The organism is Larkinella ripae (genome assembly GCF_054780775.1).
The window spans coordinates 118,229-140,905 of the sequence record NZ_BAAGVR010000008.1 but is presented as its reverse complement, the minus strand read 5'-3'; the positions used below and the strand labels follow the sequence as shown (position 1 = coordinate 140,905).

Below are 22,677 nucleotides of genomic sequence, written 5' to 3'. Positions count from 1 at the left end.
ATGGCCAAGCAGGTCATACCCCACGTCGAACTCGAAGGCGGCAAAGAACTGGAAAACGTTTCGCGGCTGACCATCGAGCAGGATTTGTTCGGCCACCACCAGTTTGCGCTCTCCGTGCCGTTCGAGGATCTGGAAGACGCCAACGAACTGTTTTTTCACGAGTCGCACCGCAACGTGGTCGGCAAAACCATCCAGTTTTCGTTTGAGCCCCTGCTCGAAAAAGGCGCCTTCGATTTCAGATTCAAAGGCATCGTCACCGAACTGGCCCTGAAAAACACCAGCGATACGTCCAACGTCTTTCTGCTGAAAGGCTACAGCCTGACGGTTTTGCTGGAAGACAGTCGGTTGCGCCGGACGTTTCTGCAATGCAGCCTGCGCGACATTGTCAACCAGGTGCTGAATCCGTACCCCAGCAACCTGCTCCGGCGGTCGGTGAATCCCAAACACAACAGCACGCTGAAGTACGTGGTGCAGTACGACGAAACCAACTTTGAATTTCTGACCCGGCTGGCCGCCGAATACGGCGAATGGTGTTTCTACGACGGGCAGCAGCTGGTGTTTGGCGAACCGGACGACCACCAGGCCGATTTCCGGGTCGATGGCATGCAGACGTTCGCCATGTCGCTTCGGCTGATGCCCGCCAAATTCCTCTACACCCGCTACGACTACACCGCCGACCGCACCTACGAGAGCCATTCCAACGACCAGTCGGTGAGCGGTTTGGGCCAATGGGGCGATTTCACGCTGGACGAGTCCGAACACCTGTTCAGTCAGGAATCGCAACTGCCGCTGCCCAAACCGGTACACGCCCAGAGCGAACTGGACGAGATCACCAAAACCCAAAAAGCGATGCAGGCCAGCCGGCTGGTTGATTTTCAGGGTTTTGGCGAAAACCCGGACATTTCCGTCGGAACGGTCATTGCGGTGAAAGGAACCCGCATCACCAACCGGGGATCGTCGGAAGAAAATTTTGGCAGCTACCGCGTGACGCACGTTTCGCATTCGCTGGACAGCAGCGGCAATTACGCCAATGCGTTCCGGGCCGTGCCGGATTCGGTGGCCTACCCGCCCCCCAATCCGTCGTTCAAACCGCCCGTCGGCCAGCCCGAACTCGCCAAAGTGATTGACAATCAGGACCCTGAAAAACTGGGCCGGGTGAAGGTGGCCTTCCTGTGGCCGGGCAGCCACAACCAGTCCGACTGGCTGCGGGTGGCCCATTCGTACACGGCCGAGGGCGAAGGAATGCTGTTTGTGCCGGAAGTGGATGCCCAGGTGATGATTGCTTACGAGTCGAATCTGGCCGAATACCCGTTTGTGCTAACCAGCTTGTACCCTAAAAAAGAAGGGGTTCACTATACCGAAACCGACAATCTCCGGAAAGTAATCCAGACCAAAGGCGGGAATCAGATTCGCCTGTACGATAAAAACGGCGAGCAGAAAATTGAATTGACCAACACCCATAAAACCGAAACGCAGGTGGTGCTGTCGTTTGCCGACGACGGGAAAATCACGCTCGAAACAAAGGGCGAAATCCTGATTTCCGGCCACGATATTCAGGTAAAAGCCAGAAACGACCTGAAACTCGAAGCCCAGAATAACATCGAACTCAAGGCGACCAACGCCGTAAAAATTGAAGGAACCGCCCAGGTCGAGCTGAAAGGAGCCGAGATCAAGGCCGAAGCCGACGCGACGGCCACCATCAAAGCCAACGCCCAGCTGGCGCTCCAGGGCGCGCAAACGTCCGTCAAAGGGGATGCGATGGTGGAGGTGAAAGGGGGCCTAATTATGCTGAACTGACCCTACTCCGCCCGCATCGCCAGAATGGTGTCGTTATCCGCGACTTCGTTCTGCACAAACGTCAGCACCGGGTCGAGGTAACGGCGTCGCTGCCACCAGGCGGTTTTTTTCGCGAATACCCACCCATACGGTTTTCCCGCTTCGTCGGCATACTGGATCGGACTGGCGGGCGTGCGCTCGTTGTAGTCGTTGATGAACACCAGAAACAGATCACCGAGCGTCATGGCCACGGGGGCCTTCGCCTTGAAATTCGTGCTGTTCGCATCACCCGGTTTTTTTAGAAACTCAAACTGGATGACCAGAATTTTGGAAAGATCGAGCAAATCCAGATCGGGCATATCGCCGTTGAGCGGATAATACCATTTTCGGTAATCGGCGGGCGGAATCCGCTGGTACGACCGGTAGGACTGCCCCACCAGAAACGGAATCACAAACGGAAGCAGACTCGTCGCAAACGTCCAGCGGCTGGCCAGATCCCCCGTTTGCAGGTAGATCACCAGCGCCACGCCCACACCCAGCAGCAGAATGCCCAGCGTGACGCCCAAACCGCGCCCGAACGAGCTAAAAAAAACCGGAGCAAACCGTTCCCCCACCCCCTGGTGCAGGATTCCGACGCCCAGCGCCAGCAACTGCACGATGAAATAATACGACTGAAAGCGGCTACCGTCAGCGGTGCCCGCCAGCCCCAGTGCACCCAGCAGCAGGCCGATCACAACGCAGTAAAGAAGCCCCGGCGATCGTTTTACGGAGGATAAAATGGGCATTATGCGAATGAATTAGGGGTCGTTACGAAGTTGACAACGATGGGCAAGCCAATCGCAGCGGAAATTTAAGAGAACACGCCAAAAAGTCAACGATGATCCACTAAAACATTCCTGTAATCAGCCACGGCAGGTACCGGGGCCCGCCGTCGCCGGGCCAAAAACCGCCCGGTGGGCCGCGCCTTATTCGCGTTTAAATTCGACGGTGTGCCGCACGGTGTTTCCCTTGCTGGTTTCGTCGAAGCCCCACTGCATGCCGGCATCGCTGACCTGCAAATCGTATTCCTTGCGCTGCCCTTTGCCATCCTGCAAAATCAGTTTCGTACCACTGGCTTCCCAGGAAGCTTTGTTGCCGGAAGGCATAAATTTGGAAGCCGCTTTCATAATCACGTTCCCCAGCGGATTCTGGCACCCCTTGACCGGACTCATTTTCAGCGTACCGTCGGTGTTCAGCACCAGGCCCATGTCTTCCCGGCAACCGCCGTAAAGGTCTTTAAAATGCGTATACAAATCCGTAATCCCGTCCAGGGCCGGGTCAACCCGGTGGGCCGTCATCCGCCAGGAACCGGCCACTTCCGGCGGGTTGCCTGGCATCAAAGCAAGGCAGAACAAAGGCAGCAGGGTGGTCAGCAGGAGCCGACGCAGCATCCGGTTTTTCATAATCGTATGGGGAGTTCTCCCGGGTTGTTTTCTCAAAGTTCACCAATCGCCCGCGCCTTGTCCATAACCCTTTATACCCACTGATCGAACGGCACCAGCGCGGCCCCTGTCGGCTCAGATCGTCAGCAGGAAAGGCGAGCGGACGGCGGTGTTCTGAATGCCGTTCGCGTGGGTCAGGGCCACCTCTTTGCCCCAGCCTTTCAGATTGGCAAACTGCCCGTCGGTGGTCATGTCTATGATTTTACAGAGCGGGTCGCCCCCGCCCTCGTTGCCCGGTCCCCACTCCCAGGCCAGCCAGCCGATGTCGAGCCGGTGCGCTTCGGCCAGAATAGCTTCGTAATCGACGCGGCCTTTCGGACCGCAGATGCTTTCGCCCCCGGCGTAGGCCCCGAAACCCGCAAACTCACCCACAATAAACGGCAACCCGGCATCCACGGCCGCGTCGAACTGGTCCCGGATAAATTCTGGCGTCGCGCCGAACGCAATCGGCCAGTAGGTATGCACCGAAAACAGCAGGTTCTGCGCCGGGTCGGCCCGAATCAGCTCCGGGCCGACCCGCACCAACTGCTCCAGATTTTTGCCCCAATCGGCCCCGTCGATCACCAGCGTCGTGCGATATCCGGCCGCCCGGAGCTGGACCACGGCCTTGCGGTAGCCCTGCGTAAACTGCGCGTCGGTCACCTGATCATCTCCGCACTCGTTGGCAATGTTGACCAGCACATACGGCTCATGTTCCCGAATAACCGCCCGAATATCAGCGCGTTTCCAGAAGGTCACCATCTTTCCCAACTGGCTCCAGTCGCCGGTTGCGTCGTGGACTTCCACCATCGGAATCATTTTCTGGGCGGCACATTTGGTGATCAGGTGGTCGAGATCGGCGGCTTTGGTTGGCTTGCCGTTGTCTTCCCGCGCTTTCCAGACGATCCGCACGCAATTGGCCTGGGTCTGCGCAATCTCGGCAAACGAAGCGCCGGTCCGGTCCGTCCAGATGTTCATTTTGTTGACCCCGCGCAGGGTGACTTTGTTACCGGCGGCATCGTATAAAAACCGCCCCTGCACGTAAAAACCGGGGTGAGTTGTGGGGGTAGAAGGGGTCATAACAAGCGGGGAGTAGAGGTTTCAGACCGTAAAGTCCGTAAAAGTCTATTCTTTCCGTCAATCGTTCAACCGCCCATTCCACCTATTTACTTAGCGGTTACAAATCGTTGCTGAAAACGGCTACTTTTATGGATTGAGCTACTTCCTGATGCCCAAACCGTTCGTCTTCATCATCTTTTTCTGGCTTAGCCTGTTCACCGCGCATGGTCTGGACGCCCAACCGCCCAACGTCACCTTCGAGCACCTGTCGGTGAAAGACGGTTTACCCGGCAGTGCCGTCTACAGCATTACCAAAGACCGCAAAGGCTTTATGTGGTTTGGCACCCGCCGGTGTCCGGCCCGTTACGATGGCGTTAGTTTCCGGCCGTTTCTGTTCCCGGAAACCTACCTGATTACGGGTATGGCGGCCGATTCGGCCAACCGGATGTGGGTAACGAGCGACCGGCAGGGCATCTGCCGGATTGACCCGAACGCCCTGCGGTTAACGCCCGTTCTGAAAACCCCGCAGGCAACGGGCTATTTATTCCGGGATTCGCAGGGCGAAGGCTGGTTCAGCGACAACAACGGCATCGGACGGATTAACTTTCAGACGGGGGCCGTCCGGCGGTATCCGCTGCGTCAGACCACCTTTCTGGGCCTGAAAGCCTGCGGTTTTCTGGAAGATTCTCAGCGTACGCTCTGGGCTATCGGCAGCGACAACGGCCTGTTTCGCTTCGACCGCCGGCAAAACCGCTTCGTCTGCGTACTGGGCCCGGATTGCCCCGATCCGAACCGACGGTTTCGGGTCTATTTTAGCCGGGGCAGCATCGACGCCGACGGCATTCTCTGGATTGGCACCTACGGCAAGGGACTGCTGCGGTTCGATCCGAAAACGGAAACGTATGGCTTCCTGAAAACACCCGAAACCCAGAACTGGGTTACCTGCGTGCAGGAGGGTCGGGATGAAAACGGGCGTCGGCTCCTCTGGGTCGGCGACGACAAGGGCCTGCTCGTTTTCCGGCCGGAACAGCAGCGGTTTTTTCGGCTGGAACGGGTTCGCCCGGAACCCTTTTACGTTTACACGCTGTATTGCGACTCGGCGACCGGGATACTGTGGGCGGGCACGTCCGACGGGGTGTTGAAATACAACGCCCGCGATAACCTGATCCGGACGCTGGCGCTCCCGCCGGACCTGGTTCGCCAGCCGGTGATTGTCAAGGTCATCAAAGCCGACCGGTCCGACCCCACCGGGCAAACCTTCTGGCTGGGTCTGTCGCATTCGGGCTTCGTCCGCTGGCACCGCCCGAGCAATCAGTTTACGCTGATCCGGTATCCCCACGAGACACCCGAAACCATGTGGATTGAGCAGGCCGACGACGGCCGTCTCTGGATTGGCCTCCGGCGGTGGGACTACAAAGGCGATGGGGTGCTCGTTTACGACCCACCAACCCGCCGTTTCGTGCAGGTTCCGGCGGGGCAGCGGGCGGGTAAACTGTTTTCGGTCCCGTTTGTCGATCACGGTTTTCTGGATCGTCAAAACCGGCTTTGGGTGGGCAATAATGACGAAGGGGTGCGGGTGCTCAACAGCCGTACGGGCGAAGTTCTTCCCTATTGGCCTGATTCCGCCATCAAGGCTTTGCACCGGAACAATAATTTTCTGACGGGTTTGAAAAGCAGCCCCACGGGCCGCGTCTGGCTGGCTACTTACCGGGGGCCTTATTATGTGGACGATTCATCGCACCGGTTTCGGCGGGCCGACGACCAGAATCCGAAAATCCGCCAGCCCGAAGAACCGGCCACGAACGACCTGCTGATTGCCCGCAACGGTCATCTGTGGGCCGCCCGCTGGGGCAGCGTTACGGAAAGCCTGCCCAACGGCCGGCTCCTGACCACACTGACGGCCCGCAACGGTCTTTACGACCGGGAAAACCGCCAACTGGCGGAAGATCAGAACGGTACCATCTGGATTGGCAACTTTGAAGGACTTCACGCCTACTACCCGCACACCCGGCGGCTGCTCCGGCTCACCACCAGCGACGGACTGAGCCGCAACAACACCACGGCGGCCCTGTATGTCCACCGCGGCACCGACTTGTTCATTGGTCAGGAAAACAGCCTGAATTATGTGGACGTGCGCCGGGTCGATCAGCAGTTTCCGACGCCACCGGTCGTCATCAGTTCCTTTCGGGTCCACGACCAGGAACGCCCGTTCGATCCCGCCCGGTCCATCCGGCTCGCCCGCTCCGACAATGCCTTCAGCGTCGATTTTGTGGCCCTGACCTACAGCCGCCTGCCGACTACCCGCTACGCCTATTTTCTGGAAGGCTTCGATAGCCGCTGGAACTACAGTGGCGCGGTAAACCGGGCTTACTACACCAATCTACCCCCCGGCCACTACACGCTCCGGCTCAAAGCCGCCGACTCCTTCGGCAACTGGAGCCGCCAGCCCGCGCCCCTTTCCATCACCGTCTTACCGGCTTACTACGAAACGTGGTGGTTTCGGAGCCTGGTCGTGCTGGTCATTGCCGGCGCGTTGTACGGTTTGTACCGCTACCGGGTCAACCAGTTGCTGCGCGTCGAACGGATCCGAAACCGGATTTCGGCCGATTTACACGATGAAATTGGCTCCTCGCTGAGCGGGATCGGAATTTTGGGCGCCATCGCCAAACAGAACCTGCCCACCGGGCACCCGTCCGGTTCGATGGTGGAGCGGATCGTGACCGAAACCCGGCAGATCAGCAGTTCGCTGGATGATATTGTCTGGAGCATCAATCCGCACAACGACGAGATCAGCAACCTGATGGCCCGGATGAACCGGTATGCCGCCGAACTGTTCGAGGCTTCGAATATCGCCTATGCCATTACGGTTCCTGATTCCGTCGACCACCTGCGGCTGTCGATGGAAAAACGCCAGGATTTTTACCTGATTTTCAAGGAAGCGGTCAGCAATCTGGTGAAACACGCCCAGGCCACGGAGGCCCACCTGAAGATCGGGCTGGCGCACGATCAGCTGCGTCTGGAAGTGATCGACAACGGCGTCGGTTTTGACGCCACGGCGGAAACCAACCGGCACGGCCTGCGCAACATGCGAACCCGCACGCAGAATCTGCACGGTAAACTGTCGATCCAAACCGCCCCCAGCCAGGGCACCCACCTGCGGCTCGACTTCCCGATTTCGGGATGACACAAAAGGGTTATTGACAAACTTGCGCCAACCTGAGTTCTTTGTTCCCATCGAAGTCCGTATACAGTTTCCAGCTTCTCCACCCGGCCTGCTTATGATATCGGTTTCTATTTACGAGGACAACAACCAGCTCCGCTCCCTGCTCGAACTGCTGATCGGGAATACCGAAAATTTCTCGGTCGCCGGTTCGTACAGCAACGGACAGGACATTACCGAACAGGTGCTGCTCGACCGGCCCGATGTGGTGCTGATGGACATTGACATGCCGGGCCGCGACGGCATCGAATGCGTCAGCCGGGTCAAGGAAGCCAACGCCAGCATCCGGGTTTTGATGCATACGGTTTTTGAAGACGACGAGCGTTTGTTTGCCTGCCTGAGCAGCGGAGCCGACGGCTATCTGCTCAAAAAAGACACGGCCACGCACCTGCTCAACGCGCTCGGGGAGGTTTCCAAAGGCGGTGGCCCGATGTCGCCCAGCATTGCCCGCCGGGTCCTGAAAACGTTTCTGCACATTCCCCAGTCCAAACAAGACAACTACGGCATCACCGAGCGCGAACAGCAGATTCTGCAATTGCTTTCGCAGGGCTACACGTACCGCATGATCGGGATTCAGTGCCACATTTCGGTCGAAACCGTTCGGCGGCACCTGAAAAACGTTTACCAGAAACTCCACGTCCAGTGCGGCACCGAAGCCGTCGCCAAAGCCATCCGGGAGCAGTTAATCCAATAATTTTTCTGGTAATGCCGGGCGGCATGGCCTTCGGGCGGTAAGCCGTCAGAGATACACCCGCACCATCTGCTGCCAGTCGGCGGCCTGGTGGGCGCGGCCCTCCCAAACGTATAAATCGTGCGGAACCTGTTTTTCGGCCAACGCCCCGCTTAAAGCCCGGTTATTTTCAAGAAACGGATCTTCCTGCCCAATGGCAATCACAAAGTGCATGCGTCGCAACAGCGTCAGGATCTTCTCGTCGTGCAGATTGGGCAAAAAATGCGTGGGCGTGTTGTAATAAATCGTCTCGTCGTAATAAGCATCAAACAGGCCCCGAAAGAAGTCAACGGGCGTTGACAAATCGTAGCGGCCGCTCAGCGCCACCACTTTGCCGAACCATTGGGGGTGACGCAGAGCGATGTTGACGGCATGAAAAGCCCCGAAGCTGCACCCGAGCGCGATCATGAACGGCTGCGGATTTTTCAGGCGCGTAAACGGCAGCACTTCCTCCAGAATGTATCCCTCGTATTGCAGGTGCCGCAGCACGCGCTCGTGCGGGGGAATGTCCTTGCTGTACAGGCTCTCGGCGTCGATGCTGTCGACACAAAACAGTTGCAGACGGCCGGTTTCCAGCTTGTCCGCCAGCGCTTCCACGAGTCCGAAATTCTCAAAATCAAAAAACCGCCCCCGCCGGGTTGGAAACACCAGCACCCGCGCTCCGGCATGGCCGAAGACCAGCAACTCCATGTCGCGATTCAGGCGCTCACTAAACCATTTTTGGTATTCACGCTGCATACGGCCCCCTTTCTATCGGCAATATGCACAGTTTTGGGGTACCGCAATAACTTAGCGCTTAAAGGATTTGTTAAAAAATCTCGGGGTGTTGCCCGAGAATCTGCTGCCAGAGGGCGTAGCCTTTCGGACTCAGGTGCAAACCGTCCGGCTCGAACAGCTCCCAGCGCGGGTGCCCTTTGGTGTCGAGCATGGCCGGGAAAATATCCACGTACTGATACCCGGGCAACTCCTTGATTTTCGCCCGGATCAGCTCGTTCGCCAGCCGGATGCGGTCGATGATGTGCCAGCGGGCCGGACTCGGTTTGATGGATATAAACGCGAAGGGGACGTCGGGCAGGTGCTGCTGCATTTTCGTAACCAACGCACTGAAAAACAGAAAGACTTCTTCCGAAAACCGCCCGTCGCCCAGATCATTGTCGCCGGCGTAGAAAATGAGCGAACGGGGGTTCGTCGGGATCACCAGCCGTTCAAAAAACCAGTCACAGGCCGCCAGCGTCGAACCGCCAAACCCGAGGTTCAGCACCTGTTGATCCGGAAAGTCCTGTTCCAGCGTCGTCCATAACCGAACCGTCGAGCTGCCGTAAAAAACCGTACGCCCGCTGCGGTTGGCGGTGGTCTGAATTTTCTTTTCGAGTTGCTGAACTTCCTCTTCGTACCAGGTCATGGGGTTGGTTAATGATGCCGACAAAGGTACGTACCTTCGGACTGGGTCTGTTTTAATTTTTTCGTAAAAACCGGAAATCAGCGAAAACCACCGCGTTCAGGGCCGGCTGTCAGGCAACGGGGAGCCGGAAATAAAAAACCGCCCCCGGCTCCACCCCGTCTTTCAGGCCAATTTCGCCCCCCATCGACTGGATGAATTCCTTGGAAATCGCCAGCCCCAGGCCCGTCCCGCCCGGCTGTCCGTTCGGCCCCGGCGCGCGAAAATACCGGTCGAAAACCCGGCTGCGGTGTTCGGGGCGCAATCCGGAGCCGTAATCCCGCACCGTAAATTCCACCTGATTGCCAAGCTGCTGAACGGAAATGTCGACGGTATTTTCTTCCGGGCTGTGCCGCACGGCGTTCGACAACAGGTTGACCAGCACCCAGGTGGCCTTGTCGGCGTCGGCCTTAATGGCGGGCAAACCGCTCAGACCCGAAACCGCAAACCGGATGTGCCGCCCGGTGGCCGCTACGTCCAGCGCCCGGGTGGCGTACTGCACCAGCTCCGCCGGATCCACGGCTTTGATTGTCAGTTGGATCTGGCCGGACTCGACCTGGGCCATGTTCAGGAGTTCGCCGGTGATGTTCAGCAGCCGGTCGGCGTCGTTGCGAACGTGGCCGACGAGTTCTTTCTGTTCCTCGTTCAGCGCACCGATCCGCTGATCGTCCAGCAGTTTCAAACTCATTTTAATGGCGGCAATGGGGGTTTTCAGTTCGTGCGAAACCGTGGCGATGAAGTTGGTTTTGGCCAGATCACGTTCCTGGTAGGCCGTGATGTTTTCGAGCACAATCACCCACCCGGCGGCAACCGGCTGCTCCTCGCCCGTGCGGGTCAGCGTCACCACGTGGGTTTGGCGGTTGAAGTAGCTCTCCCGGCCTTCGTCGTAGATTTTCAGCAGCTTGCGGTCGGGCTCCGGCTCCGGTTTGGCGTCCATCAGATTCTGAATCAGGGTCCGCAGCAAATCGTTGGTCAGGGCCACATCCGGCGCGTACCGGCCCACCAGATCGGCTTCGTCGATGCCCAGCAGGCGGCTGGCGACGGGGTTGACAAACCGGATGTTCTTTTTCTCATCCAAACCGACAATCCCGTTGTCCATCAGTTGAATAAGCGTGTCGATGCGTTTTTTTTCAAACAGCACGTCGGCCAGTTGCGTGTGCTCGTATTCATCGAGTTTGTGCGCCATCGAGTTGAAGGCCCGCGCCAGTTCGCCAAACTCGTCGTCCGAGCGGAAGTGCAACCGCTCTTCAAAATTTCGGCTGGCCACCTCCTGAATCCCGCGGGTCAGCTCCCGCAGCGGATTGGCGATGTAACCGGGAAAATTGATGATGAACGAAAAGAGAATCAGGAAGCAAACCGTGCCCGTCACCACCAGCCAGACCATCGCATCTTTGGCGGTTTGCTCGGCCACGTTGTTTTTGCGGAACATGGCCTGCTGATTCACCTCACCCAGTTGCAGCAGATTCTGCCGGATGCGCGCCAGGGTCAGCGAGTCGTTGGAATTTCCGGTTTTAAGCCGGTCGAAATCGAGCCGGATGGCATCGGCTAAGTCTTTTTCGCCTTCTTCCGTCAGGTTTTTTTCCTGGTGGCGAAGCGCCGACTCGAAGGTTTTCAGGGCGTTCGGGTCGGTATGACGCGTCAGCAGCGCCTTCTGCATCCGCCCCACAAATTGCAGGGAGGTATAGTTGTCTTTCAGAATCGCCTGCGCGTCGTCGGCCAGCTGCCGGAGGTAATACATTCCCGACCCGCCCAGCAGCAGCAGAATGGCAAACAGAAAAACCAGCGCCAGCGATATTTTTAGTTTGATGGTCATGACAGAATCACCAGGTCAATGTCCGACTCCGATAATTTATTAAGCAACCGATTGAACGCATGGGTCCGCCAAATGACCTGCATCAGATTGAAATGCGGTTTTCCGATGCAAACCGTCGTGATCTTGCGTTTTTCACATTCCTCAACCAGCGCGTTAAAGATACTCCGGTTTTTGACCTGAATCACTTCCGCGCCCAGTTCCGTCGCCAGTTTGAGGTTATTGATCAGGTGCCGCTGCACGTCCAGTTTAATGCGGTTGGGGTCCTCGGCGGGCGTCTGCACGTAGAGCACAAACCAGCGGGCCTGGTAATAAGCCGCCAGCCGGGCGGTTTTGCGGATCAGTTTCCGTGCGACCCGATAGTTGCTGCTGATCGACGCCATCAGCCGTTCGTGCTTGAACTGGGTGTTGACGGGCAGCATCGTTTCCACTTTCCGCTCCACGGCCGTGGCCACTTCCTTGAGCGCCAGTTCGCGAAGTTGCAGAATTCTGTCGGCCTGGAAGAAGTTTTTCAGCGCCATTTCCACCTTCGCCGGATCGTAGATTTTCCCTTCCCGGAGCCGCGTAATCAACTCATCGGCGGGCAAATCGATGTTCACCACCTCGTCGGCGGTTTGCAGCACCCGGTCGGGCACGCGCTCGCCCACGTCAATGCCGGTAATGTCGTGGACTTCCTCGTACAGACTCTCGATGTGCTGGATGTTGACCGCGCTGACCACGTTGATGCCCGCGTCCAGAATGTCGAGCACGTCCTGCCAGCGCTTTTCGTTTTTGGAACCGGGCACGTTGGTGTGGGCCAGTTCGTCGACAATCACCAGTTCGGGGTGGCCGTTCAGAATAGCCTGCAAATCCATTTCCTCCAGTTCCCGGCCCCGGTAAAATAATTTTCGGCGCGGAATCAGGGGCAAGCCGTCGATCAGGGCCTGGGTTTCGGCCCGGTTGTGCGTTTCCACAAACCCAATTTTTACGTCGATACCGCCCCGCAGCAGCGTGTGCGCTTCCTGCAACATCCGGTAGGTTTTGCCCACGCCCGCACTCATGCCGATGTACACCTTGAACTTCCCCCGGCGCGACTGCTGAATGAGTCGGAGAAACTGCTCGGCCGATTGATCGCGGTTGTTTTCCATGTTGGTTGGCGAGGTGAGAAACGACCGGAGCAAAAAGGCGGTTTTTCGCTCCGGTCTGGATTAAAAACGGATTGCCAAAGAGGTTGTCAGGGCGTTGTTGGTTCGACGGGCCGGGCCCGATGCGGTTTCGGTAAAAATAGCGTCCTTGCTGCTGAAACCCCGGTATTCAATGCGCCAGACGGCCGAAGGAAAAATTGCGTAATCGTAGTTGACGGAATACCCCCAGGTTTTAAAACCGTTGGCGGTGCTGATGATCACGCCGTCTTTGTCATCAAAGTACTCAATCCGACCGGCGACCTGACTTCTGGAACTGGTCGCATACCGGGCAATCACCACGGGTGTATACCAGACGTACCTACCACGCCCCTCAAGTCGGCTTCCGCTGACTACCGGTTTTCGGTCGGTACCGATGTCGAAGCCCAGCGTGAGGCCAACCTTACTGGTGGGGTTGATGATGGCGTAGACGTTATTGTAAAACCGGGTCTGCCTGAGCGAATCCGGCCGGTCGGAACCCAGGAAGGTGCTCCAGTTGAGCGTAACGGCGGAGCTGGGTTTGTACTGCACCTGCGTGCTCAGCGACGGTTTGGTGTAACCCGGCGGGCGGTTGATGCGCTGCCAGCCGTTGAGCACCGACCCCAGCAGCGTCCATTGGCCATTCGGTGTGCTGTAAGTCAGTTTGGCCCCGGCCAGGTAATACGGTGAATTTTCGGCCACCAGGCTGCGGGTCAGCGTCCAGCAGTCTTTCGAGATCGCGCTTTCAAAACCGATGTGCGAAGCAAACACCCCGGCATCCAGCCACAGATCCCGGTTTTTACTGAGCTTCAGCCCGGCATTGGCTTCGTAGATATTCCGCAGGAGCGGTTGTTCAGCGGCATAGTTATACTGCGCGTAGGTGCCCACCTGAAGGGCCAGATTGCCGCGCAGCCGTTCGCCCGCGTAAGCCGCTTTCAAAAACGCCAGATTGACGTTGACTTCGCGATTTCGCTTGTGGTTGTAAAGAAAACCGGGTCGCTCCTGCGCCCTGGGCTGATTCAAATCCTGCCCGTAATACAGTTCGGCGTAGCCCGAAAAGGTGAGGGTGGGAGTGGCTGTGGTGTCCGGTTGCTGAGCCAGTGCCGTTGACCAGAGGATCACACCCGCCCCGGCTAAAAAATACGTTTTCATGTTTTGTTGTACGTAACGAAAGACAAGCGGTTTTACTTCAAACCATCCAGTGCGCTATTCAGCCGAAGGACATTCACTTTGGCCGGGCCAAACAAGCCCAGCAGCGGCCCCTCCGTCTGGGCATCGACCAACTGGTTCAATCGTCCGGCGGAAATGCCGCGAATTTTGGCAACGCGCGCCACCTGAATCTTGGCCGCTGCCAGCGACAGATCGGGATCAAGACCGGAGCCGGAAGCCGTCACCAGTTCGGCGGGAATGTCGGCTTTCTGCACCCCGGGATTGTGCACCAGAAACGTGTCGATGCGGGCCTGAACGGTTTTGAGGTAATCCGGATTGCCCGGTCCTTTGTTGGAACCCGCCGAACCGGCCGCGTTGTAATCCACCGCCGACGGCCGGCCGTTGAAATACCGGTCTTCCGTAAAAGCCTGCCCAATCCGGGCGTAGCCGACCACTTTCCCGTTCACCAGGACGGTTTCTCCCTTGCCACCGCCCGGGGCCAAACGAGCGATTGCGGCAACAAGCAGGGGATAGATGACCGCTAATAAAACCAGCATCACGAGGGTCAGTCGAATGGCGGGGGCAAAGTGTGTTTTCATGATTTTGAAGGTTTATACAAAGAGTCCGACGACTAAATCCAGTAATTTGATCCCAATGAAGGGGACCACCAGCCCGCCAAACCCGTAGATGAACAGGTTCCGGCGCAGCAGCGCACTCGCGCCGATGGGTTTGTATTCCACCCCCCGCAGGGCCAGCGGAATCAAGAGCGGAATAATGATTGCGTTGAAAATCACCGCCGACAGAATGGCCGACTCCGGACTGTGCAACAGCATGATATTCAGGCTTTGCAGCGCCGGGATCGACACCGTAAACAGGGCCGGAACGATGGCGAAATACTTGGCGACGTCGTTGGCAATTGAAAAGGTCGTCAGCGTGCCGCGGGTGATCAGGAGCTGCTTTCCGATTTCCACCACTTCGATCAGTTTGGTCGGGTCGTTGTCCAGGTCCACCATGTTTCCGGCTTCTTTGGCCGCCTGCGTGCCGCTGTTCATCGCCACGCCCACGTCGGCCTGCGCCAGGGCCGGAGCGTCGTTGGTGCCGTCACCCATCATGGCCACCAGTTTGCCGCCGGTCTGTTCGTGACGGATGTAATTCATTTTGTCTTCCGGTTTGGCTTCGGCAATGAAGTCGTCGACCCCGGCTTTCTGGGCGATAAATCTGGCCGTCAGCGGGTTGTCACCCGTCACCATGACGGTTTTAACGCCCATTTTCCGCAGCCGCTCAAACCGCTCGGCAATACCCGGTTTGATGATGTCCTGCAACTCGATAACGCCCATCACCTGCTCGTTCTGGGCCACAATCAGGGGCGTTCCGCCGTTGGCGGCAATCTGCTGCGCCTGTTCCTCGGTTTCGTTCGGGAACGTGTTGCCCGCCCGCGTAACCAGATTACGGATGGCATCGGTGGCGCCTTTCCGGATTCGCAGCCACTCGCCGGCCTGACCATTCAGCGGCAGGTCGATGCCCGACGAACGGGTTTCGGCCGTAAACTTGATCAGCGTGGCGCCCGCCGTGCTCAGGTTGCGCGTGACCTCCGGACCCGAGTCTCCACTCCGGGCCAGTTCCACGATGGATTTACCTTCGGGTGTTTCGTCGGCCAGCGAACTCAGGGCGCTCGACCGGATCATGTCGGTTTTGGAGATGCCGGGAGCGGGGTAGAAGTGGGTGGCTTTCCGGTTTCCGATGGTAATGGTGCCGGTTTTGTCCAGCAGCAGCGTATCCACGTCGCCTGCCGTTTCGACGGCCCGGCCCGATTTGGCAATGACGTTGGCGCGCAGGGCGCGGTCCATCCCCGCAATTCCGATGGCCGACAGCAGTCCGCCGATGGTGGTCGGAATCAGGCAGACGAAGAGCGAAATCAGGGCTGCGATGGTGATGGGCGTGTTGGCGTAGTCGGCGAACGGTTTCAGGGCCACGCAGACGATGATGAAGATGAGCGTAAAACCGGCCAGCAGAATCGTCAGGGCAATTTCGTTCGGCGTTTTCTGGCGGGAAGCGCCTTCCACCAACGCAATCATTTTGTCCAGAAACGACTCTCCCGGCTGGGTCGTCACCTGCACCTTGATTTTGTCGGAAAGCACTTTGGTCCCGCCCGTAACGGACGATTTATCCCCGCCCGCTTCCCGAATCACCGGGGCCGATTCGCCGGTGATGGCCGACTCGTCGATGGTGGCTAAGCCTTCGATGATCTCCCCATCGGACGGAATGATGTCGCCCGCTTCGCAGATAAACACATCGCCTTTTACCAGTTGCGAGGAGGAGACGGTTTGCACGGTATTATTTTTCAGGTTGTTCCCGGCGCGAATCACCCTGGCGGGGGTTTCCTGCCGGGTTTTGCGCAGCGATTCGGCCTGGGCTTTGCCGCGCGCTTCGGCGATGGCTTCGGCAAAATTGGCAAACAAAACCGTCATTAGCAGGATGACAGTAATAACCCCGTTGTAACCCAGTGTCCCCTGCGACTGATCGCCGGAAAGGGCGATGTACGCCGTGACCAGTACCATGACCAGCGTACCGACTTCGACGGTGAACATGACCGGATTCTTAATCAGAACGGCCGGATTTAACTTCATAAAGGATTCCCGGATGGCTTTTCCAACGAGTTCGCGCTGGAAGAGGGAGGGCTGTTTTGGCTGTGCCATTTTTGTTATCTTTGAAAAAACGTTTTGTGTTATGACCGTTCGACAAGCTGTAATTGAGTTGGCCGTTCAGGAAATAGGGTATGAGTCGGTTTACGATTACGCAGCGGAAAAACTCCGGGAATCCCTGTTAGCGGAAATTAAAATTAGTCTGGACGCTATTGCGGCTTTTGAGAAAAAGTACGGTATGGATTACATCCGTTTTCGTTCGCAGTTTTTCGAATTGACTCAGTTTGACCTGTTTGAACGGGAAGATGATAGCATGGACTGGTCTGCTGAACTGGAGCAATTGCGGTTACTGGAAAAACGTTTAACCCAACTGCTGCCGAATGCAACTGCCTGATCTCGCTGCATTTGATCCGATCATTCAACATCAGGAAGTCATTCAGCTTAAAACCCGGCCGGACTTAATTCATTTAAAGCTCAAAATCACACTTATTGACGGTTCGATTCTTCACGTTCGGGAAAATCACCTGCCCCTATCGAACTGGCACGAATATTCTTATCAGTGGCAAACCGCTAATCATCAGTTCATTCACCGGTGGGACAATGCCCACGAACGCCATCTGATTTCTATTCCCTCGCATCATCAGCATGTCGGTTCGCGGGAAAACATCCTCCCTTCGGAGCCCATGACTTTGCAAAAAGTGCTGGAACACATTGCGAATCATCTATCACCGCAGTGAGAAAAACTCTGCCAGCGGCCCCAGCGCCAGCGCCGGGAAGAACGACAGGGCGGTGATGATGAAAATGACGGCGAAGATCATCAGGCCGAAGGTCGGCGTATCGACCGGCAGGGTGCCCGACGATTCCGGAACGTACTTCTTCTTCGCCAGCAAACCGGCAATCGCCACGGGACCGATGATCGGGATAAACCTCCCCAGAATCAGGACAATCCCGGTGGCGTAGTTCCAGAAAAAGTTATTGTCGCCCAGCCCCTCGAAACCCGACCCGTTGTTGGCGTTGGCCGAAGTGAATTCGTACAGAATTTCCGAAAAACCGTGAAAACCGGGATTATTCAGCCAGGCCGACGGTTGTACCGCCCAGGTCGCATCGCCGTACTTCAGGAAAACCCAGGCTCCCAGGGCCGTTCCCCCCTTCACCAGCAAGGCGCTCAGCAGGGCCACGATGGAAGCAATCTTGATCTCCCGCGCTTCGACTTTCCGGCCAAACAATTCCGGTGTGCGGCCCACCATCAAACCGGCGACAAACACGGCAATGATCAGAAAGTAGTAGAAGTTGAGCAGCCCCGCTCCCGCCCCGCCGTAAAACGCATTGACCATCATGCCCAGCAGTTGCATCGCGCCCGAAAGCGGCATCGAACTGTCGTGCATTGAGTTGACCGAGCCCGTCGAAATGATGGTTGTGACGATGCTCCAATATGACGACGCCAGCGCCCCGAAACGAACTTCCTTGCCCTCCATTGCCCCCGCCGGCTGCGAAATTCCCAGCTGCGCAAGGGCCGGATTACCGGATAGTTCAGAAAGAATGGTCGGCACCAGCAGGCAAAGCATCCCGACCGTCATAACGCCGTAGATAACCCCGGCAAACCGCCTGCGGTTAATAGAGAAGCCCAGCGCAAAGATCATCGCAATCGGAACAAGCATCTGGGCGATCATTTCCACCATGTTGGTCAGGTAATTGGGGTTTTCGAGCGGGTGCGCTGAATTCGCACCAAAGTATCCTCCACCGTTGGTGCCCAGGTGTTTGATGGCCACAAAACCGGCTGCCGGGCCGCGCGAAACGCCGACGGTATCGCCCTGCATCGTCACGATGGTATCTTTGCCGTCGAACGAAGCCGGGGTTCCGTTGAACGCCAAAATCAGGGCCACTACCAACGAACCGGGCAGCAGGAGCCGGGTGATGGCTTTGGTAAACAGAACGTAAAAGTTACCGACGGTATCGGCGGTTTTGGGCAGAAACGAGCGGAACAGCAGCACCGCGGCCGCAATGCCGGTAGCCGCCGAAACAAACATCAGAAACGTCATGACGCCTACCTGCGTCAGGTAGGTCGCGCCCGATTCACCCGAATAGTGCTGCAAATCACAATTAACCAGAAAACTAATCGCCGTGTTGAACGCCAGATCCGGCGTTTGCGAAGGGTTGCCGTCGGGGTTGAGCGGCAGGCTGCCCTGCGTGACCAGCAGCACAAAGGCGTAAACCAGCCAGACGGCATTGATCGTTAGCAGGGCGACCAGATTTTCCTTCCAGTGCATGTCCCGGTTGGGGTTGATGCCGCCCAAGCGGTAAATCAGACGCTCCAGGGGCGCCATAAAATCAAAGGCCGGTCCGCCGTTGCGGGTTGGTTCACCTTTGAAAACGTTTGCGAGGTATTTGCCGAGCGGGATCGCCAGCAGGACGGTGAGTCCGTACATCGCAATCACGCCAATCCATTCCGTATTCATAGGGGTTGTATTAAAATTTTTCCGGTTTAATCAGCACGTACAGCATGTAGGCAAAAACCAGGAGTGCAATGCAGAAAATAAGCGTAATCATGGGCGTGTGCATTAGATTTTCTCAAACCAGTCGATGGCTTTGTAAAAGAAGCCGAAGCAGAGCAGGACCGTGACGATCAGAACGAAGTAGGTTTCCATTTTTCAATTTGGTTGGTACTGCTTTCGGATTGGCAAAAAGAATTCCGTCGTTGACCAAAGCGGACCAACGAAAAATAACGCACTCACAAACAGACGATTAGCCTAGAAAATAAAAATTAACGACTCGGAATACCGGTCTGTACCCTACCAAAATGGCACGGTATTTTTTCAAAATGGAAGGAGGCCGCTCACCGGCTCGGACGAACAGAGCGCCGAAAACCGCAGGAAAGGCCTTGCGTGCACCGCATAAAAAATGCCGACCCGCGGGTCGGCAGTGAAATACATTAAAAAGCAGACCGCTATTTTTCAAACTGGAAAATCTGTTCCATCAGCACCCACTTTTCCCCTTCTTTGGCCCAGGGCAACGGCTGCTGAAATTTCCACATCAACTCCTCCCAACGCTTCACGTGCGGACTGTCGGCATCCAGGGCGGCTTTTTTTTCAAACGTAAAGTCATCGTCCGTTTCCAGAATCATCACCATCCGGTTGCCGGTGCGGTAAATTTGCAAATCCAGAATCCCGGCCGCCAGATCGTTCTGCCGGACTTCCGGCCAACCGCTGCCGGGCGCGTGCCACTGTTCGTATTCGGCAATCAGATCGGGGTCATCCTGGAGATCAAGGGCGAGGCAAAAGCGCTGCATGGTTTGGGCGGTTTATGGTTTTGGTTTTCAGTGTACGGTTTGCGGTTTTCGGTGTGGCTCCCCGCCGGAAATCAGGCGACCCGACGAATACCGGATACCGTATACTAGTTAAAATACTGCTTAAAAGCCGTGATCGTTTGCTGGGCCGCCTGATCGGGATCGGGCCAGGGAAACGCTTCGGCGGAGATATAACCGGAATAGTTGATTTCGTGTAAAGCCGCAGCGACTTCAGTTATGGCGGTATGCCCAAAGCCCACCGGCCGGCGGTTGCTGTCGGCAAAATGCACATGGCCGATGAATGCCCCCGCCGACCGGATGCTGTCGGGCAGCGCCGTTTCCTCAATGTTCATGTGAAACAGATCGGCCAGCAACTTAACGGACGGATTGTTCAGCGTTTTCAGCAGGTTTACGCCGTCGTCCAGCCGGTTGATCAGGTTGGTTTCGTAGCGGTTCAGCGGTTCGTAAATCAGGGTTACGCCCTGATCACCCGCCTGTTTTCCCAGAATATTCAGGCCCTCGGCCAGCCAGTCCAGCGCCTGTTCGCGCTCCACCCCGGACACCGCATTGCCCTGCATTGAACCAATGATGGCCGGAGCCCCAAAACCGGCCCCGAATGCGATCATGTCCGCAATGAAGGCAACGGCTTTGGAACGTACGTGCGGGTCCGGATCGGTGAGTGTCAAGCCGTGGATTACCTTTCCGGCCCCGGTGCCAACGGCGGCAATTTTCACGCCGAACTGCCCGCTCAAAGCCGCCAGCCGATCGGGCGCCACGGCATCCGTCGAAGCCGTAAAGAGCTCAACGGCATCGAAGCCCAGCGAAGCCGCTTTCGCCATGCCCGCTTCCAGATCGTTCCAGTAAATCCAGGGGCCGGTTTTGATCTCGGGCACTAACGCAATGGTGACGGCGGATTTCATTGGATGAGGCTGTTGTCAAAATCGACCATAATTTTCGTGATCGGTCCCGGATTTTCGGACCAGTCGGCCAGGGCGGCCCCGGCATCGTCCAGCGACACCACCCGGCTCACCACGGCATCCACCGGAAATTTGCCCGACTCCAGGTAGCGGATCACATCCGGGAAATCGCCCAGGCAATTGCGCGACCCCAGAATTTCAATTTCTTTCCGGACGAACGTACCCGTGCTGTAATCCACCGGTTTTTTGGCGTAGCCGATGTACACCACCCGCCCGGTATAGGCCACTTCCTCCACGGCCGCGCGGTAGGTCGCCGGATTCCCCACGGCTTCGATGATCACATCGGGCCCGTCGCCGTTGGTCATTTCCATCAAGGCTTCGTGCAGATCGACTTGGGTGGTATTGATGGCGTGAGTCGCGCCCGCCAGTCTGGCAATCCGCATTTTGGCGTCGTCAATATCCACGGCAATCACTTCGGCGCCCCGGCTGACGGAAGCCGCAATGGCGCCCATGCCGACGATGCCACAGCCGATCACGGCTACTTTTTCGCCAGCCGCCACCCGCCCCCGCGCGGCCGCGTGGAAGCCCACCGTCAGCGGTTCGACCAGCGCCAGTTCGCGCGTTGACAGCTTAGACGACGCGTGCAGTTTTTGCCAGGGAACCGTAATGAAACGGGTCATCGCGCCCGGACGCCGGACGCCCATTGTTTTGTTGTCCTGACAGGCATTCGGACGGCCTTTCCGGCACGACACGCAGTGGCCGCAGTTCAGGTACGGATTTAGCGTAACCCTGGTGCCCGGCTGGAATTCGTCCGGCACCTGATCGCCAACCTCCCGAACCGTCGCGCCGACTTCGTGACCCAGCACATTCGGGTATTCCTGCAACTCGAACAAGCCGCGAAAACCGTTCAGGTCGCCCCCGCAGAAACCGACCATGTTAATTTCCAGCAGGGCTTCGTCCGGTTTTGGCGACGGGATATCAATCTGGCGAACCTCGGTTTTTCCGGGTTCAACCAGCACCAGGGCGCGTTGTTTAGTCATGGTGAAACGGGGGCTTGGGAAGGTTGTTTTCCGGTTTTCCTTCAAACCACAGGTGATTTTTGACCGGTGCAACGAGCGTTTCGATGCGTTGAAGGAGTTCGTCGGGTAGCTGAATATCGAGCGCCCGAACGTTCTGTTCCAGGCGGTTTTGCTCGGAAATGCCAACAATCGTCGTGGCAATCACCGGATGGCCGACGGCGTATTTCAGGGCCACGTCGCTCAGCTCCAAACCGTATTCGCGGCACAAGGCCAGCAGCGTCGGTTGCAGGTCTTTCACGGCCTGCGGAGAGCTCTGCCAGACCGGAATCGGCGCATCCGACAGAATCCGCTGCATCAGCGGGGCGGCATTGAGCAGGCCAAATCCTTTCTCCAGCGAAAGCGGCACCAGCTCGTCGTTGATTTCATCGGCCAGCAGCGTGTAATGCCCCCACGACAAAATCGTATCGACCTCCACCTCGCGGGCTACTTTCGCCAGATACCGCACCGGTAATCCCGAAAAACCGACGTAACGCGCCTTGCCCATTTCCTTGATTTTCAGAGCCGCCGGAATGGCTTCATTGATCACCAGATCGTGGTCGCCGAACTCGATATCGTGCACCGTCAGCAGATCGACGTAATCGGTTTGCAGGCGCTCCAGCGATTCGTCGATGCTGCGCAGAATCCGGTCGGCCGAAAAGTCGAACACGCCGTTGCCGTACCGTCCGCATTTCGTTGCCAGGTAAACCGCATTCCGTTTGGTTTTCAGGGCTTTTCCCAGCCGGGTTTCGGCCAGCGTGTCCCCGTAAAACGGAGCCACATCGAAGAAATTAATGCCATGATCGATAGCCGCGTGAACCGCCCGACGACCTTCGTCTTCGTCCGTTTCGTCAAACACATTGCCCAAAGGCGACGCTCCAAAACTGAGGAGCGAAACGTTCATATCCGTTTTTCCTACTTTGCGATACTCCATTAGCTGCTTTTCAAAAACCGGCACCTTATGAAAAACCGGATTCCTACGAAAGTACTTACCCTAAT

21 protein-coding genes are annotated in these 22,677 nt (G+C 57.2%); 5 read left to right on the top strand and 16 right to left on the bottom strand.

Features of this window, described 5'->3' with window-relative positions; genetic code table 11:
- The gene (locus ACYVHX_RS05425; RefSeq protein ID WP_460670607.1) at positions 1–1,797 is read left to right on the top strand and encodes a type VI secretion system Vgr family protein; all 1,797 of its coding nucleotides are present in this window, start codon (positions 1–3) and stop codon (positions 1,795–1,797) included.
- 2 nt (positions 1,798–1,799) lie between these two features.
- On the opposite strand, the gene ACYVHX_RS05420 is transcribed toward ACYVHX_RS05425, so the two are convergent.
- The 3 genes from ACYVHX_RS05420 to ACYVHX_RS05410 all read right to left on the bottom strand — a co-directional run bounded on the left by ACYVHX_RS05420 (position 1,800) and on the right by ACYVHX_RS05410 (position 4,316).
- Complete coding sequence (locus ACYVHX_RS05420) at positions 1,800–2,561, bottom strand: TssN family type VI secretion system protein (protein ID WP_460670606.1); 762 nt, start codon at positions 2,559–2,561, stop codon at positions 1,800–1,802.
- A 180-nt stretch (positions 2,562–2,741) separates the two neighbouring features.
- Complete coding sequence (locus tag ACYVHX_RS05415; protein ID WP_460670605.1) at positions 2,742–3,218, bottom strand: hypothetical protein; 477 nt, start codon at positions 3,216–3,218, stop codon at positions 2,742–2,744.
- A 114-nt stretch (positions 3,219–3,332) separates the two neighbouring features.
- Positions 3,333–4,316, bottom strand: a complete 984-nt coding sequence (locus ACYVHX_RS05410) for a glycoside hydrolase family 5 protein (RefSeq protein WP_460670604.1) — start codon at positions 4,314–4,316, stop codon at positions 3,333–3,335.
- 133 nt (positions 4,317–4,449) lie between these two features.
- Between ACYVHX_RS05410 and ACYVHX_RS05405 the strand changes: the two genes are divergently transcribed.
- Both ACYVHX_RS05405 and ACYVHX_RS05400 read left to right on the top strand, forming a co-directional pair.
- On the top strand, positions 4,450–7,479 hold the full coding sequence (locus ACYVHX_RS05405; protein ID WP_460670603.1) for a sensor histidine kinase: 3,030 nt from the start codon (positions 4,450–4,452) through the stop codon (positions 7,477–7,479).
- A 94-nt stretch (positions 7,480–7,573) separates the two neighbouring features.
- A complete protein-coding gene (locus tag ACYVHX_RS05400; protein ID WP_460670602.1) occupies positions 7,574–8,209 on the top strand; it encodes a response regulator in 636 nt (211 codons plus the stop codon).
- Between the two features lie 45 nt (positions 8,210–8,254).
- Here the strand turns inward: ACYVHX_RS05400 and ACYVHX_RS05395 are convergent, their stop codons facing one another.
- The 7 genes from ACYVHX_RS05395 to kdpB form a co-directional block, all read right to left on the bottom strand.
- Entirely contained in the window at positions 8,255–8,983 is a 729-nt protein-coding gene (locus tag ACYVHX_RS05395; protein WP_460670601.1) for an esterase family protein, read from the bottom strand.
- Positions 8,984–9,053: 70 nt separating this feature from the next.
- The gene (locus ACYVHX_RS05390) at positions 9,054–9,647 is read right to left on the bottom strand and encodes an SGNH/GDSL hydrolase family protein (RefSeq protein WP_460670600.1); all 594 of its coding nucleotides are present in this window, start codon (positions 9,645–9,647) and stop codon (positions 9,054–9,056) included.
- Positions 9,648–9,756: 109 nt separating this feature from the next.
- Positions 9,757–11,496, bottom strand: a complete 1,740-nt coding sequence (locus ACYVHX_RS05385; RefSeq protein ID WP_460670599.1) for a sensor histidine kinase — start codon at positions 11,494–11,496, stop codon at positions 9,757–9,759.
- Positions 11,493–12,620, bottom strand: coding sequence for a sensor protein KdpD (locus ACYVHX_RS05380; protein WP_460670598.1), 1,128 nt, complete (start codon positions 12,618–12,620; stop codon positions 11,493–11,495). The genes ACYVHX_RS05385 and ACYVHX_RS05380 overlap by 4 nt, the downstream gene beginning before the upstream one ends.
- Positions 12,621–12,680: 60 nt before the next feature.
- The gene (locus tag ACYVHX_RS05375; RefSeq protein WP_460670597.1) at positions 12,681–13,784 is read right to left on the bottom strand and encodes a porin; all 1,104 of its coding nucleotides are present in this window, start codon (positions 13,782–13,784) and stop codon (positions 12,681–12,683) included.
- A gap of 32 nt (positions 13,785–13,816) precedes the next feature.
- Positions 13,817–14,380 (bottom strand): K(+)-transporting ATPase subunit C, encoded by a 564-nt coding sequence (locus tag ACYVHX_RS05370; RefSeq protein WP_460670596.1) that lies wholly within the window; start codon positions 14,378–14,380, stop codon positions 13,817–13,819.
- Between the two features lie 12 nt (positions 14,381–14,392).
- Positions 14,393–16,477, bottom strand: coding sequence for a potassium-transporting ATPase subunit KdpB (gene kdpB, locus ACYVHX_RS05365; protein ID WP_460670595.1), 2,085 nt, complete (start codon positions 16,475–16,477; stop codon positions 14,393–14,395).
- A gap of 31 nt (positions 16,478–16,508) precedes the next feature.
- Here kdpB and ACYVHX_RS05360 point away from each other — a divergent pair, with 31 nt between their 5' ends.
- Both ACYVHX_RS05360 and ACYVHX_RS05355 read left to right on the top strand, forming a co-directional pair.
- On the top strand, positions 16,509–16,817 hold the full coding sequence (locus ACYVHX_RS05360) for a hypothetical protein (RefSeq protein WP_460670594.1): 309 nt from the start codon (positions 16,509–16,511) through the stop codon (positions 16,815–16,817).
- Entirely contained in the window at positions 16,804–17,160 is a 357-nt protein-coding gene (locus ACYVHX_RS05355) for a toxin-antitoxin system TumE family protein (RefSeq protein ID WP_460670593.1), read from the top strand. Before ACYVHX_RS05360 ends, ACYVHX_RS05355 begins: the two co-directional genes overlap by 14 nt.
- Here ACYVHX_RS05355 and kdpA read toward each other — a convergent pair.
- The 6 genes from kdpA to ACYVHX_RS05325 all read right to left on the bottom strand — a co-directional run bounded on the left by kdpA (position 17,149) and on the right by ACYVHX_RS05325 (position 22,612).
- Positions 17,149–18,879 carry a potassium-transporting ATPase subunit KdpA gene (gene kdpA / locus ACYVHX_RS05350; protein WP_460670592.1) on the bottom strand — a complete coding sequence of 577 codons (1,731 nt, stop codon included), beginning with the start codon at positions 18,877–18,879 and terminating at the stop codon, positions 17,149–17,151. The genes ACYVHX_RS05355 and kdpA overlap by 12 nt on opposite strands.
- A gap of 10 nt (positions 18,880–18,889) precedes the next feature.
- Positions 18,890–18,982, bottom strand: a complete 93-nt coding sequence (locus tag ACYVHX_RS05345; protein ID WP_460670591.1) for a potassium-transporting ATPase subunit F — start codon at positions 18,980–18,982, stop codon at positions 18,890–18,892.
- A gap of 385 nt (positions 18,983–19,367) precedes the next feature.
- Positions 19,368–19,709 carry an L-rhamnose mutarotase gene (locus ACYVHX_RS05340; protein WP_460670590.1) on the bottom strand — a complete coding sequence of 114 codons (342 nt, stop codon included), beginning with the start codon at positions 19,707–19,709 and terminating at the stop codon, positions 19,368–19,370.
- Between the two features lie 104 nt (positions 19,710–19,813).
- Positions 19,814–20,626 carry a TIM barrel protein gene (locus tag ACYVHX_RS05335; RefSeq protein WP_460670589.1) on the bottom strand — a complete coding sequence of 271 codons (813 nt, stop codon included), beginning with the start codon at positions 20,624–20,626 and terminating at the stop codon, positions 19,814–19,816.
- Entirely contained in the window at positions 20,623–21,663 is a 1,041-nt protein-coding gene (locus ACYVHX_RS05330) for a zinc-binding alcohol dehydrogenase family protein (protein WP_460670588.1), read from the bottom strand. The genes ACYVHX_RS05335 and ACYVHX_RS05330 overlap by 4 nt, the downstream gene beginning before the upstream one ends.
- Positions 21,656–22,612, bottom strand: coding sequence for an aldo/keto reductase (locus ACYVHX_RS05325; protein ID WP_460670587.1), 957 nt, complete (start codon positions 22,610–22,612; stop codon positions 21,656–21,658). Before ACYVHX_RS05325 ends, ACYVHX_RS05330 begins: the two co-directional genes overlap by 8 nt.
- Between the last annotated feature and the right edge of the window lie 65 nt (positions 22,613–22,677).

Coding starts and splice junctions, on each gene's coding strand:
- ACYVHX_RS05425 (WP_460670607.1), top strand. CDS start 1: ATGGCCAAGCAGGTCATACCCCACGTCGAACTCGAAGGCGGCAAAGAA.
- ACYVHX_RS05420 (WP_460670606.1), bottom strand. CDS start 2,561: ATGCCCATTTTATCCTCCGTAAAACGATCGCCGGGGCTTCTTTACTGC.
- ACYVHX_RS05415 (WP_460670605.1), bottom strand. CDS start 3,218: ATGAAAAACCGGATGCTGCGTCGGCTCCTGCTGACCACCCTGCTGCCT.
- ACYVHX_RS05410 (WP_460670604.1), bottom strand. CDS start 4,316: ATGACCCCTTCTACCCCCACAACTCACCCCGGTTTTTACGTGCAGGGG.
- ACYVHX_RS05400 (WP_460670602.1), top strand. CDS start 7,574: ATGATATCGGTTTCTATTTACGAGGACAACAACCAGCTCCGCTCCCTG.
- ACYVHX_RS05395 (WP_460670601.1), bottom strand. CDS start 8,983: ATGCAGCGTGAATACCAAAAATGGTTTAGTGAGCGCCTGAATCGCGAC.
- ACYVHX_RS05390 (WP_460670600.1), bottom strand. CDS start 9,647: ATGACCTGGTACGAAGAGGAAGTTCAGCAACTCGAAAAGAAAATTCAG.
- ACYVHX_RS05385 (WP_460670599.1), bottom strand. CDS start 11,496: ATGACCATCAAACTAAAAATATCGCTGGCGCTGGTTTTTCTGTTTGCC.
- ACYVHX_RS05380 (WP_460670598.1), bottom strand. CDS start 12,620: ATGGAAAACAACCGCGATCAATCGGCCGAGCAGTTTCTCCGACTCATT.
- ACYVHX_RS05375 (WP_460670597.1), bottom strand. CDS start 13,784: ATGAAAACGTATTTTTTAGCCGGGGCGGGTGTGATCCTCTGGTCAACG.
- ACYVHX_RS05370 (WP_460670596.1), bottom strand. CDS start 14,380: ATGAAAACACACTTTGCCCCCGCCATTCGACTGACCCTCGTGATGCTG.
- kdpB (WP_460670595.1), bottom strand. CDS start 16,477: ATGGCACAGCCAAAACAGCCCTCCCTCTTCCAGCGCGAACTCGTTGGA.
- ACYVHX_RS05360 (WP_460670594.1), top strand. CDS start 16,509: ATGACCGTTCGACAAGCTGTAATTGAGTTGGCCGTTCAGGAAATAGGG.
- ACYVHX_RS05355 (WP_460670593.1), top strand. CDS start 16,804: ATGCAACTGCCTGATCTCGCTGCATTTGATCCGATCATTCAACATCAG.
- kdpA (WP_460670592.1), bottom strand. CDS start 18,879: ATGAATACGGAATGGATTGGCGTGATTGCGATGTACGGACTCACCGTC.
- ACYVHX_RS05345 (WP_460670591.1), bottom strand. CDS start 18,982: ATGCACACGCCCATGATTACGCTTATTTTCTGCATTGCACTCCTGGTT.
- ACYVHX_RS05340 (WP_460670590.1), bottom strand. CDS start 19,709: ATGCAGCGCTTTTGCCTCGCCCTTGATCTCCAGGATGACCCCGATCTG.
- ACYVHX_RS05335 (WP_460670589.1), bottom strand. CDS start 20,626: ATGAAATCCGCCGTCACCATTGCGTTAGTGCCCGAGATCAAAACCGGC.
- ACYVHX_RS05330 (WP_460670588.1), bottom strand. CDS start 21,663: ATGACTAAACAACGCGCCCTGGTGCTGGTTGAACCCGGAAAAACCGAG.
- ACYVHX_RS05325 (WP_460670587.1), bottom strand. CDS start 22,612: ATGGAGTATCGCAAAGTAGGAAAAACGGATATGAACGTTTCGCTCCTC.